Genomic DNA, 13,450 nt, shown 5'->3' on the forward strand with positions numbered 1-13,450 from the left:
ATTCAACTATTTGGTTTATACCCAGTGGGTGCATCAAGTAAGATGCGCTTAATGCACTCAACATCAAAATTGTGGCAACATATATCTAGTTGGTTTAGTAACTCCTTCATCTGCTCCCAGTTTAACTTACCTTCTTGTGCTTTCATGATTTTTTTATGACTAGTCCCTTCGACATGCTCACCAATTAGTAATTCTTCATAGAGTTTTTCACCAGGTCTTAGGCCTGTGAATTTTATCGTGATATCACCTTCTTGGGAGTCGCCCTCGGTTTTATCCTGCATACCCATAAGGTGAATCATTCGCTTTGCCAAATCTAGAATTTTGACTGGCTCTCCCATATCAAGGACAAATACTTGGCCATTGTGGCCCAATGCTCCCGCTTGTATAACTAATTGTGCGGCCTCAGGGATTAACATAAAGTAGCGAATAATGTCTGGATGGGTAACCGTTACAGGCCCACCTTGGCTAATTTGTTTTTTAAATAGTGGAACCACAGATCCTGAAGACCCAAGAACATTACCAAAGCGCACTATGGTAAAAGTGGTGCCGTTTTGTTTGTCTACGAGTGCTTGAAGGACAAGTTCAGCCATGCGCTTGCTTGCCCCCATCACATTGGTTGGACGTACAGCCTTATCCGTGGATATAAGAGTGAAATCTTTCACCCCTGTTTTGATAGCGGCTTGTGCACATGCCAAGGTACCGAAGACATTATTACGAATGCCCTCAACTACATTGTCTTCAACTAAAGGAACATGTTTGTATGCTGCTGCATGATAGACAGTATCTACATGATAAGCCTTCATCAGTTTTTCTAGTCGGTTCTGTCTTTGAACCGAGCCTAGAGCCGCGATGATTAGAGTTGGGGAGTTGTTTCTCTTTATGGTGTTAGAGAGCTCTTGTTCAATTTTGTATAGGTTGTATTCATTGAGCTCAAATAGAACTAGTGTCTTTGGCTTTTGCATTAAAATTTGTCGACATAATTCCGAACCAATTGAACCGCCAGCACCTGTGACCATAACACTCTTGGCTGTGATGTTTTGTGAGAGTAAGGTTTTATCTGGATCGACTTGTGCCCTACCGAGTAGGTCAGCAATGTCTAAATCTTTAATTTCTGTCGCCGTAGCTTTACCCGCAGCAATATCTTCTACGGATGGTACTGACTGAACTGCAATAGGCCAATTAGATAGCTTTTCTACAAGCCTTAATCTCTTGCCTTTATTAATATTATTAATGGCTAGCAATAGTTTTACTGGTTGATAAAGAGATTGAAGATGTTCAAACTCGCTTGGATGATGAACCTTTAGTCCAAAAAAAATATTACCTTTTTTACTTGGATCATCATCAAGGAGGATGACAGGGTTGTATTCATCACCGTGTATCAAAGCGTATACCAACTCGCGGCCAGTCGCACCGGCTCCGTAGATAAATACATTTGGTTTTTTACGCTTGATCATTTGATCGTAAACAGAACGAATAATAATTCTTGGCCCGCCAAGTGTAAGAATTGCTAAACCAGCGTATATGAAAGGAACGCTTCTAGGGATAAATGTGTGAAAAAAGAATCCGCACATAACTAAGGTTAGAGATGAGATAAACACGGCAAGAAATATATTCCCTACAGCAGGGAACATCATGTAGCGCAGTACTGCTCGGTACATCCCGAGTTTAGTGAAGGTAAATATCGTAACTGAAATTGTCAGCATTAATGTTGCCCACTCGTCTAAACCGAGCTCGTAAGTATAAGTACCTAGCCTTAGAGCAATTGCCAAATAGATTGATACAGCTATTGCAAACATGTCATAACCAATACTGATTAAGCGCTTATTTTTTCGTTTTGTATTGAGGATAAGACTTATTGGTTTAATCATTATTTTCCTTGACACCTATCTAAGTTCGATATGTTGACTACTTTTATCTACACAATATTTTAATGCTCTTGGGGGGAAGAAAGCTAGTTGTAAATGATGGTTGTGTAACATCAAAGTTTTACTGTTACACTTGCGGGCTATTTGTTCGACGTTAAGGCTTTTGTAGCATGAAAGTATTGATTACTGGTAGCAGTGGCTTTGTTGGCTCTCGACTGGTTGAATTAGCAGAAGAGCGTGATTGGGATGTTGTCCGTGTGGTACGAAAAGTGAGTCAAATACAGCCTAATAGCATTCTTGTTCCTTCTATTGATTCAACTACTGATTGGTCCGGCGCTTTTGACGGGATAGATTGCCTAGTGCATTGTGCGGCCCGTGTTCATCAAATGAATGAAACTGAACAAGAAGCTAAGGAAGCGTATCATGAGGTTAATACTCTAGGTACGCTGAATTTAGCTCGTCAAGCTGCGATGAATGGTGTTACTCGTTTTGTCTTTATCAGTTCGATTAAGGTCAACGGAGAGCAAACTGAGGCTGGAGAACCGTTTAAACCCAACTTAACTAGGGTTCCCATCGATCCTTATGGCTTGAGTAAATATGAGGCGGAGGTTGGGTTAAGACAAATCGCAGAAGAAACAGGTTTAGAAGTCGTAATCATCCGCCCCCCTCTGGTTTATGGACCAGGAGTAAAAGCTAACTTCCTCTCTATGATACGCTGTGTTGATAACGGAATTCCGTTGCCGTTAGGTGCAATATATAATAAACGTAGCTTTGTATATGTTGATAATTTGGTAGATCTCATGTTGATTTGCAGCACGCACTCCCAAGCAGCAGGTGAGACATTTTTAGTCTCTGATGGCACAGATGTTTCAACCACGCAGTTACTGGTTGCTTTGGCTGCCGCGATGAGCAGAAAGTCTCGATTGTTAACGATTCCTATGTCACTGATTGACTTTTCAACCAAGCTTGTTGGTAAGCCACAGATCTCCCTGCGTCTATGTGGTAGTCTACAAGTTGATATTTCTCATACTCATGAAATTTTAGGCTGGGTACCTTCTGTTACTTTCGAAGGTGGTATCGAAAGAACGGTGCAAGCTTATTTAGATACTAAGTAGCTCGTCTCTCGTTACTGGGGTAATTGTCAAGTACGCTCTTATTTTTCTGGATGCAGTGAGGTTCTTCTCATTTTTGCGCAGTGGTTTAAGTCGTCATTTTGAATGGAGAGGAACGAACGTGATTCAGAATCTCTGATATCTCTATTGAAAGGTTTTAAGTTGATTCGTGTAATAGATTTTTTTGCTGCTCTCTTTGGTCTACTTCTCCTGTGGCCTGTTTTTATAGTGGTTTACTTGTTTGGTTATTTTGACACAGGTGCCCCGATATTTAGGCAAGTCCGCGTAGGAAGAAACCAAAAGCCGTTTACTTTAGTAAAATTTCGTAGCATGCCGTTAAATACGAAATCTGTAGCAACTCACCTCGTTAGAGTTAGCTCTGTAACTAAATTCGGGGCTTTTATACGTACAACTAAACTTGATGAATTGCCTCAATTATGGAATGTACTAAAGGGTGATATGAGTTTAGTTGGCCCCCGTCCTTGTTTATTTAGTCAAAAAGAGTTGATTGATGAGAGGGTGTTTAAGGGGGTGTTTGATGCCCGACCTGGAATTACTGGATTAGCCCAAATAAATAACGTTGATATGTCAACGCCTAAAACACTTGCTAGACTGGATGAAAAAATGCTGGAAAATCTTAGTTTAAAAAACTATTTCTACTTCATTTTTAGAACATTATCTGGCTCCGGGCGAGGGGACAACCTTTAACTTATCTACAATAACCAATTTTGAGTTGTCTTAAAGTCGACATAGCCCCGATTTGGTTGTGGTATTACCCCCATAATCTGCTCGAAGATTAAAGAGATATAGTTTATCATACCCATCTATTGGAAATGACATGCTTGGTTTCACAAACCTTGTCGTCGATCAAAGGTCACAAGCGTTAGATTGATATCTGGTGCTGATGAGTCTGGAATAATTAAAAATGAAAGAAAGTAACACCCCAAAAGAAATTGACCCTATTGCACTAATTAATGCTCTGATATCTGGGAGGTGGTTGATACTACTTACGAGCTTAATTTTTGCTACAGGAGCAGCTCTATACTCAACCCAAATGGATGAGAGTTACTCAATTAAGGCAAATGTTAAACCAAATAACAATATTACATTAATTGATTGGATTTATTTTGTTCAGCAATATCAGCCAATATTTGATCGTTCTAATGTTAAGGGTGAGCCAGAAAATAATGAATTGATTAAATTCTCTCGTCCTTACCATTTATATGTTCGATTTTTAAATGCTTATAACGATAGAAAAAATAAGATGGATTTTTTTGAGGAGAATTACTTAATTTTCGATGAGGAAAATGATAAGTCTAATGAAGTCTCCGAAAAAAGTAGGGACTTAATTGCAAGCCATTCGATAACTGAACTTAAAGCTAACCCTATTACAAAGCATCTTATGGGGCCTCAAGAGCTAACATTTAAAAACTCTTCTTCTGTAGTCGGTTCTAAGGTTCTCAAAGCCTACATCTCATTTGTTAATACTCGCGTTATTGAAGAGTTGCAAGCAGACTTTGCAACTTTGTTATCAACAAGAGGACTTCAACTTGTTAAAGAAAGAGAGCTTATGCTTGCTGAAGCACATAAACTACTCGAAATTGAAAAACAAAGAACGCAATTCGCATTAGCTTTATCAAGAAATGCTCGAGTGATGGAACCTATGACTCTTGGTAAGGGAGATGCAGTATTTGGAGAGTTGCTTGGAGTCAATCTCCTTTCTGAAAAGGCTAAAATATTAAATAAATTCAAAGATTATCAATTGTTTGAGCCAGAAATAGCAAAATTAGATTTATTAATCAATGAAGTCGATAAATATAAGCGCTTTGATGGCGGAGAATTTGACTTATACGATAACGAAAAAAATCATCTAACGATATCAAGTAATAAAACAGCGATGAGTTTGCTGATTGTATTGGGTGTTTTAGTAGGGTTTATATTGTCTGTTTTGTTTGTTGTATTTCGCTTTATCTTAAGAAGCAATGTTAACCCCCTATATGAAAGTTCAAGTGTCTAAATGTTTTAATCTTATAAGTGGCAAGGCGCTAATGACTCATGCGAACTAAAAATAGCATAATTAACATAACTGCTACATATGCAAACTTCTCTGTTGGTACGACTGCAAAATTAATATATAGATATTACTTCATTACAATTTTAGGTGTTGAATATTTAGGACTTAACGCTCTATATACTAATTTGATATTTTTACTATCTGCTGGAGAGATGGGAGTAGCACAAGCCATATCATTTAGCTTGTATAAGCCCTTATCTAAAGGTGATGATAATAAAATTGTCGAGATTGTTGCTTATTTAAGAAAAGTCTACTTTATTATTGGTTTGGGAGTTCTATTTTTAGGCTTTTGCCTTTTGCCTGTATTACCATTTATATCAAATGAAGTTGACCATCTTTCAGGTGCTTATACTATATTTTTATTATTTGTTGTTAATGCTTCTTCAACCTATTTCTTCACACACAAAAGAATTTTTATTACCGCTTGCCAAAAAGGTTATAAAATTGCTCCTTACTTGATATTGTTCCAATTGATTGATTTGTCGTTAAAAATTTTATTATTGTATGTTTTTGAAAGTTTTGAACTGATATTAATTAGTCAATTAGTCATTAAATGTGTTGAATGTTATATGGTCAATAGATTTATTAGTGATGAATACCCTATTGTGAATACAGAATTGGGCACTCTAACCTCATTAAAAACGAAAAGACAAATAAAAAGCAATATCGTTTCCTTAATCTTTCACAAAACAGGGGATGTGATTTTAAATGGCACCGATAATATCATTGTTTCCAAATACCTGTCATTTGCAATGCTTGGTTTGTTTTCAAATTATATTCTCGTAATGCAAACATTGGTTTCTCTTTTGAGTCAGACTTTTAGTGCAGTGATATCAAGTGTCGGAAATTTAATAGCAACGAAAGAGCAATCTCATGTTTTGCAAGTACTGAAAGCATTGGAGTTAGCTGGATTTGTTATATTTTCATTCTGCTCTATATACTTGTATTTATACACTGATTACTTTATAAGCCTTTGGCTTGGTCGAGAGTATGTTGTAGAGACTAATTTAGCATTATTACAAGCTATAAGTTTGTATTTATTTGGTATGAGGATTCCTATTAATACCGTTAAGTCTGCTGCTGGATTGTATGTACAAGATAAATACGCCCCTATTATTCAAAGTGTCATAAATTTAGTGATTTCTGTTTATTTAGTACAAGACTATGGTGTTGATGGTGTTATTATTGGAACTATTGTCTCTGGCATTCTTGTTCCACTTTGGGTTAGACCTATGATTGTCTACCGGAACTTGCTAACCGACAAATCACTGATAAACTATTATTTGAGTATGGTCGGGTATACGGTTGTTTTTCTGTTAACGCTTTTATTCTCTTCATATGTTTTTTTTGAAATAAATTATATTGATAATAAGTTAATTAAAGGGGTGGTATTGTCTCCGATAATTGTTTTTATGCTGGTCACCCCTAACATTTTTCGAAAAGAATTTAAATTCATATACAGAAGAATTGCTAAAAGGTACTTATAATGAACACTCCATTAGTTTCGGTTATATCTCCTTGTTATAATGGGGAGAAGTATATCGGTAGGTTTTTGGAATCTATATTATATCAAGACTATGATAATATAGAGTTAATAGTGGTTGATGATGGCTCAACTGATAATACCCTGAATGAAATGTACAGTTACGAGCCATTTTTTATTAAAAAAGGTTATAAATATACTATATTAAGCCAAAGGAATCAGGGGCAAGCCTCAGCTATTAACCTCGCTCTTCCACTAGTTACTGGAGAGTATATTACTTGGCCTGACTCTGATGATATTCTTACCAAGTGTTCAATTTCAAGCAAAGTGAAATATTTAACGGAGCATGATACGTTAAATATCGTTCGAAGTGACGTTGAATACATTAATGAGAATTCATCGCATCTCTATTATATATCCGATAAGTACAATTTAAGGGCTAAAAATATTTTTGAGGACTTGATTTTTGAAAATGAAGTGTATTTATGCCCAGGCGGTTATATGATTAGAACTAGTTGTTTTGATAAAGTAATTCGTAATCGCAGAATCATTAATTCTAAAGTTGGTCAAAATTGGCAAATTCTATTGCCTATTTGTAGAGATAATGACTGTGGTTATTTGGATAAGGTCACCTATCGATATGTAGTTAGAGAAGGTTCTCACTCTAGGAGTAGCGTGAGTTACTTTCAAAAACGTGTGAAATTTGAAGGTCATCAATCATTATTGTTAGAAATAATTAGAGCGTTAGGTGCGGTAAATTATGCTGATGCTATTCAACAGAAGTATGTAAAAAAATTTATCTACCTCGCTGTTGACTATGGCAATTTTCGCGAGGCCTTTACCATTCTTCGGAATAATTTCAGCTTCTATAATGTTATGTACATTGTTAAGGCTGCTTTAAACAGATATCGGAAATAGTTATGATTAGCTCCATAAAGCGCATATTGGGACCTTATAGAGAAAAACTTCGTGCTTGGCAGTGTGCAGTTTTTGATTTAAAAAGATTTGACAAGTTCTATTCTAGTAAATACGACTTGGATCTAAATCACGATAACCTATCTGCTTGGATACTACAAGATAAGCATAGGGTTGAAAAGGCTCTGACATTACCAGAACCTAGATTGAACTTTGGTGAAGTTGCCATTACAAGGTTAATTGGGAATTTAAATTTGCTCCTTATGAGGCATGGTACAAATGAAGAATTCTTCTTTGGCATAGGAGCACTTAGAGCTTATAAAGAGTTTCACGAAAATAGTGGAGTTATGGTTCCTAGCTTCTTCAACGTTGGTGGTTTAGAACGTTACTTCTCGAGTAATGACAGTTCTCGAGTCGGTACGATAAATAGCTCTGATTTAAGGAAAGCGCACAAGAACCATTATACAAACGTTTTTAAAGAGTTCTGTTTAGAAAGGTATAGTTGCCGAAACTATAAACCAGATTTAATCAGTACGGAGGAATTTGAAAAAGTGATGGAATTAGCGATTAAAGCACCATCAGTTTGTAACAGACAACATTGGAAAGTTCGTGTTTTTACTGGGGAAGAAAAGAATACCGTTCTCAAGTTTCAAAACGGTAATCTAGGTTTTACTGAAAACATACCACATGTTGCTTTAATCGTAAGTGACTTATCAGCCTTCTATAAGGCAAATGAAAGAAATCAGCCTTTTGTTGATGGTGGCATATTCGCGATGAACTTTATTTATGCATTACGTGCTTATGACATTAGTTCTTGTGCATTAAACTGGTGTAATGACGTTTCTGTCGACAAGATGTTTTATGCGCTGGACTATGTTGATGATTCTGAAACAGTTGTGTTAGCAATTGCGTTTGGTTACGAGTCAGAAAAAGCTCGTTTGGCTAAGTCACCTAGAAAAAATGTTAAGGAGTTCTATTGCTATGAGGAAGCATAAGGTTGGTATACTCAATTTTCAGTATTCGACACATAATTACGGAGCTGTGCTGCAAGCAGCCGCTTTAGAGCATGTGATCAAAGATGATCTTAATATTTCTGCTGAGCATATTGACTATAGGTCACTCCCACTCAACGAAACTTCACAACTTAGACAGTTAGTTGTAAAATTTCTAAGGCATTTAGGTGTAAGAAACCCTAAAAAAAGGCCAGATATTGAAAACGAAGCAGTTTTTGAAAGGTTCAGAAAGGATTTTATAAATCGAAGTCCACAGTCGATTACTGAGAAGAATCGTTTTATTGAACGATGTTCAGAGTACTCTCACGTAGTTGTTGGCAGTGACCAGGTATGGAGAACTAACTATACCAAGCAAAATGCTGATGTATTTTTCTTGCCTTTTAAAGGGCCCCAAAAGGTGTCTTACGCTGCAAGTTTCGGTGTCGATCTATGGGAAGAAAGTAAGTACTTCCAAAATGCAGATTTTATAAAGTGGATTAACGATTTTGACAATGTTTCTGTACGAGAATCTGCAGGTGTAGATATTTGCAAAAAGCACCTAAGTTTTAAAGGTGCTGTACACGTACTCGATCCTACTTTATTGGCTGGAAGGGCTTTTTTTGAATCCATACTTGACTACTATATGATGTTCTCTCCTGAAGGTGAAAGCCAATCGTCTAAAGTTGCTTACTACAAGCTTGATGTCGATCGTTCATTTAGTGACGCTGCATCCCATTTAGCTTCGAAACTTAATACAGACGCTGAAAATTTTTATTACAAATATAACGATCACGGATATGAATATTTTTCAGTACCGGAGTGGCTCAATAAGATTAAGATAAGCAAAGTTATCTTAACCGACTCATACCACTGTATCTGCTTGGCTATATTATTCAATAAAGAATTCGTGTGTGTATCTAACGCTTCACGAGGTGTCAGTCGCCTAGAAAGCTTATTGGGAGAATTGGGTCTAGAAAGTAGACTCGTCTCCTCTCCTAGCCAAATCTCAGAAGCATTGATTACTCCTATCGACTATACCAGCGTTGAACGAAAGCTTGATGAACTTAGGGTAGACTCTAAAAAATTCCTTAAGGTTGCTCTTAATGCGCAGAGTTAATTATATATTTTGTGTCTTAGTATTATTTCTATTCTTGTATACATTTAGAGTGCCTATTTTAGGAAGTTCAGCAGTGATCGCTATAGCTATCTCTCTGATTTATATTTTATTGGTAAATAAAATTAATGTTCTTTTAAAAATAGTGTTCCATAAGAATACTATTTTTTACGTCAGTTTGGTTTCTTTGCCTTTTTTATATTATCTACTTATCACTGTTTACTTTGGTGAAATGGACTTTACTTATTTAACTCAGTATAAGCGATTGATCTTCTACTTTGGGGGGGCTGCGATAGTCTCTGTTTTTATTGCAAGTTTGATTGATTTCGATAATTATCAACTGGTTAATTTATTTAGAGCAGTTGTAGTAATTCAACTTGTAATTATGTTAGCTGCATTTTTCTTTCCTGCTTTTAGGGAAGTTATTGCATTGACCAAGCCTGACCACCTGGTGGCTGTCGCGAGCAGTTATGGCGGTGGTGGCGTTCGAGGGTTATCTCTTTCTGGACCGCAGTTCTTTGGGTTATCAGTTATATTGTCATTTATACTATTCTTATTGGTTTTAGAAGAGTACAACACTAAAAATAGAAGCTATATTTATGTGTTATACGCAATGATGTTGTTGTTTTTCATGTCGGCAGGACGGGTTGTTTTGGTGGCAGGGTTTGTGTTTTTTGTCTATTTAATATTTCAAAACAGTAGAAAATCTTATTATTTAATCTTGCGTCTATTGGTTCTTTTTATTATCGTAATTACAATCATGATTACGATGTATTTTTATATATTTCCCGAACCTATAAAACTTCGAATTGATAATTTCACCAGATTTTCTTTTGAATTCATTTACAATTACATTGATAATGGAAAGCTGGAGACGTCATCAACAAACCACTTATTTACGATGTACTTTCCTATCTCTTTAGAAACGTTTTTGTTCGGTGACGGTAGATACTCAGATCCAATTACTCGGTATTATATGGATACGGATAGTGGTTATATGCGACAGGTATTGGCTTCCGGATTTATGAGCTTTTTCGTGTTTTTCTTTTCTACCATTTATATGCTCTATTATTGTGTTAGAGATATAAGTATGAGGAATTCAGATGGTTTTATTGGAATAATGTTGTCATCAGTTTTACTCCTTGCTATTTTTCATTACAAAGGCGAAGTCTTTGGTTACTTTCTAAATTTACATATGATTCTTTGGGTTTTTTATTTCGTATATAGGTGTAAAAAAGAAAATGAGTATTAGTGTTGTTATCCCGGCATATAACTCTGGGGAATATATTGTTGAGGCTTTGGAGTCTGTAATACAACACAACAAGTGTGATCTTGAAGTTATCATCGTAGATGACGGCTCTTCAGACGATACAAGTACGCTGGTTAATGCCTATGCGAAAAAAGATAAGAGGGTGAGGTATGTATATCAAGAAAATCAAGGGCAATCGGTAGCTAGAAATATAGGTAAAGCTCTCGCTTCTAAGGATTATCTCCTTTTTATGGATAGTGATGACACTCATGTAATTGGATCTTTAGATCGTCTTTATGAAACCGTAGTAACCGACCACTTGGATGGTTTGTTTTTTGAAGCGAAAAATGTAGATGAAATGGATGGCAATTTCGAGATAAAGTTTGATTACTCTCGTCCAACTAAAAAACTAGACAGGATAAGATCTGGTAGAGACTTATTTGTAAGCTTTATCTCAGAAAATACGTTAACTGTTTCGCCGTGCTTGTATTTAGTTAGAAATCAAATTGTTAAAACTATTGATTTTTTCCCTGGCATACACCATGAAGATAACTTATTTACTTTTGAGCTTCTTATGTCAAAGAAACTAAAGAGGTGTAAAGTGATTAATGATGTTTTATATAATCGCCGAATACGTTATGGTTCTATTATGACTGGTAAGAAAACAACAAAGCATGTAGATGGCTATAAACAAGTTTTTCTGAAAGTTAATGAAATCCTTGAGACCCATCATAAAGGGCAATTTAATGAGGAACTTCTTGTATGTATACATAAATTTAAGGCTCGTATGCTTTCTAGAATACCAATTGCTTTAATGGAGTCAGGAAATCTATATACACGAAAAGGTATGAAAATGAGAGTATTTCTTTTGAAAAATACCATATACAGCGCCAATTATTTGTCATACAAGCAGTTGTTGTCACTGTTTATACCAGATATTAACCTCGTAAGAAATATTTATTAGGGTGATTTTCATAAGCGGCATGCGATTTTTATTTAATGTTTTAATTCGATAGGTTATTCTAATTTTGAAGAAAATTTCTATAATTATACCAACGTATAACTCTAGTGAGTATATAAAATGCCTTCTTGATAGTATTCCGATTAGTAACAACGAAGTTATTATAGTGGATGATTACTCCCAAGATTTGATGGAGTTAAGAAGAATTGCAACGTCTCATCCGAATGTTCGAGTTTTGTCAAATGATAGGAAAAAAGGAGCTGGTTCATGTAGAAATATAGGTATTCACCATGCTCAAGGTGATTTTTTAGTATTTGCCGATTCAGACGATTATTTTTCAAGTAACATCGTTAAAGTTTTTAGTAATATAGAGAGTTTCATCCCTAAGAGTTGTGACGTGGCTTATTTTAAACCATCTTCAGTATCATTGAATAATGATGTGTCTAATAGGCATAAAACTTATGAGGCTTTAGTTGACTTACACATTAAGAATGATCTCGACTACGTTAGATACTGGTTTCATGTTCCCTGGTCAAAAATTATTCGTCGTGATTTTGTTGTAAAAAATAAGCTAAAATTTTCAGAAACACTAGTATCAAATGATGTAATATTTTCACTGTCTGTTGGGATTAAGGCTCGGAATATTATATGTCACTCCTTAGCTATCTATACAGTTGTCGAAAGAAGTGGATCTTTGACTCAAGTAGTAGGGTTTGATGTGTTAAGTACAAGGCTTAGTATACTAAGAGAATATAATTCGATTCTTAATGCAAATGGTTTGGCGAGGTTTTCTATTCCTGAGTTTGTATATTTGATTAAGATGTTTAGATTAAACCCTAAAAAAACACTTAAATTAATGTTAGAGTCAAAAAATTTGCTCCCTAACTTTACCTATTTTAAATCTAGACTATTAATTAAATCGAGGATGTGATTTATGCTTGTTTCAATTATCACAGCAACATTCAACTCTAGCCATTTAATAAAAAAAACATATGAATGTCTTAATAAACAGTCTTATTCTAATTGGGAGTGGCTAGTAACCGATGACTGCTCAAGTGATAATACTTTTGAGCTAATAAAAAACATATCTAAAGTAGACCATAGAGTTAAAGTGTTTAGTAATTTAGTTAACTCTGGAGCTGCTGTTAGTAGAAATAAGTCATTAGCTAATGCTCGCGGAGATTTTATTGCTTTTATTGATAGTGATGATATTTGGGCGCCAACTAAATTAGAACAGCAAATTGATTTTATGGAAAGTAATCATTTGGACTTCACATTTACTGCTTATGAATTAATTGACAGCCAAGGTTACAAATTAGGTGTATCCGTAGACGCAAATCAAAAGGGGTCCTTTACCTATGAAGATATGCTTAAAAAAAAGGCTACGCTTGGTTGCTCTACCGTAATGCTTCGCGCAAGCAGATTCTCCGATATATCAATGCCATTACTTCGCACAGGGCAGGATTACGCTACTTGGTTAAAGTTGCTTAAGACAGGTACAAACGCATATATTTTCAACAAGGTATTAACGCAGTATCGAATTTTACCCAACTCAATTTCTCGAAATAAAATTAGGAAGTCAATGAGGCAATGGCAGATCTATAGAAATATCGAAAAACTTTCATTAATTAAGAGTGCTTATTGTTTTTCTTTTTATGCATATAGAGCTGTGTTTAGGAAGTAAT

The 13,450-nt window shown here is 35.6% G+C and carries 12 protein-coding genes; 11 read left to right on the forward strand and 1 reads right to left on the reverse strand.

Annotation, left to right across the window (positions count from 1 at the left end):
- Positions 1-2: 2 nt before the first annotated feature.
- The gene (locus tag MSG34_RS21290) at positions 3-1,868 is read right to left on the reverse strand and encodes a nucleoside-diphosphate sugar epimerase/dehydratase (RefSeq protein WP_248339310.1); all 1,866 of its coding nucleotides are present in this window, start codon (positions 1,866-1,868) and stop codon (positions 3-5) included.
- A 167-nt stretch (positions 1,869-2,035) separates the two neighbouring features.
- Here MSG34_RS21290 and MSG34_RS21295 point away from each other — a divergent pair, with 167 nt between their 5' ends.
- The 11 genes from MSG34_RS21295 to MSG34_RS21345 all read left to right on the forward strand — a co-directional run bounded on the left by MSG34_RS21295 (position 2,036) and on the right by MSG34_RS21345 (position 13,449).
- Positions 2,036-2,980, forward strand: coding sequence for an SDR family oxidoreductase (locus tag MSG34_RS21295; protein ID WP_248339311.1), 945 nt, complete (start codon positions 2,036-2,038; stop codon positions 2,978-2,980).
- A 159-nt stretch (positions 2,981-3,139) separates the two neighbouring features.
- On the forward strand, positions 3,140-3,685 hold the full coding sequence (locus MSG34_RS21300) for a sugar transferase (protein ID WP_248339342.1): 546 nt from the start codon (positions 3,140-3,142) through the stop codon (positions 3,683-3,685).
- A 217-nt stretch (positions 3,686-3,902) separates the two neighbouring features.
- Positions 3,903-4,994: a Wzz/FepE/Etk N-terminal domain-containing protein gene (locus tag MSG34_RS21305; RefSeq protein ID WP_248339312.1), complete on the forward strand. Its 1,092-nt coding sequence runs from the start codon at positions 3,903-3,905 to the stop codon at positions 4,992-4,994.
- A gap of 38 nt (positions 4,995-5,032) precedes the next feature.
- Positions 5,033-6,538: an oligosaccharide flippase family protein gene (locus MSG34_RS21310; RefSeq protein ID WP_248339314.1), complete on the forward strand. Its 1,506-nt coding sequence runs from the start codon at positions 5,033-5,035 to the stop codon at positions 6,536-6,538.
- Entirely contained in the window at positions 6,538-7,452 is a 915-nt protein-coding gene (locus MSG34_RS21315) for a glycosyltransferase family 2 protein (protein WP_248339317.1), read from the forward strand. Before MSG34_RS21310 ends, MSG34_RS21315 begins: the two co-directional genes overlap by 1 nt.
- Positions 7,453-7,454: 2 nt before the next feature.
- Positions 7,455-8,444 (forward strand): nitroreductase family protein, encoded by a 990-nt coding sequence (locus MSG34_RS21320; protein WP_248339319.1) that lies wholly within the window; start codon positions 7,455-7,457, stop codon positions 8,442-8,444.
- On the forward strand, positions 8,431-9,558 hold the full coding sequence (locus tag MSG34_RS21325) for a polysaccharide pyruvyl transferase family protein (protein WP_248339321.1): 1,128 nt from the start codon (positions 8,431-8,433) through the stop codon (positions 9,556-9,558). The genes MSG34_RS21320 and MSG34_RS21325 overlap by 14 nt, the downstream gene beginning before the upstream one ends.
- A 73-nt stretch (positions 9,559-9,631) precedes the next feature.
- Entirely contained in the window at positions 9,632-10,807 is a 1,176-nt protein-coding gene (locus tag MSG34_RS21330; protein WP_248339324.1) for a hypothetical protein, read from the forward strand.
- A complete protein-coding gene (locus MSG34_RS21335; RefSeq protein WP_248339327.1) occupies positions 10,797-11,768 on the forward strand; it encodes a glycosyltransferase in 972 nt (323 codons plus the stop codon). Before MSG34_RS21330 ends, MSG34_RS21335 begins: the two co-directional genes overlap by 11 nt.
- A gap of 64 nt (positions 11,769-11,832) precedes the next feature.
- A complete protein-coding gene (locus MSG34_RS21340; RefSeq protein ID WP_248339328.1) occupies positions 11,833-12,696 on the forward strand; it encodes a glycosyltransferase family 2 protein in 864 nt (287 codons plus the stop codon).
- Between the two features lie 3 nt (positions 12,697-12,699).
- On the forward strand, positions 12,700-13,449 hold the full coding sequence (locus tag MSG34_RS21345) for a glycosyltransferase family 2 protein (RefSeq protein ID WP_248339329.1): 750 nt from the start codon (positions 12,700-12,702) through the stop codon (positions 13,447-13,449).
- The last annotated feature ends 1 nt before the right edge of the window (position 13,450 follow it).

This window comes from Vibrio sp. 1CM2L, from assembly GCF_023161695.1.
GTDB lineage: Bacteria > Pseudomonadota > Gammaproteobacteria > Enterobacterales > Vibrionaceae > Vibrio > Vibrio coralliirubri.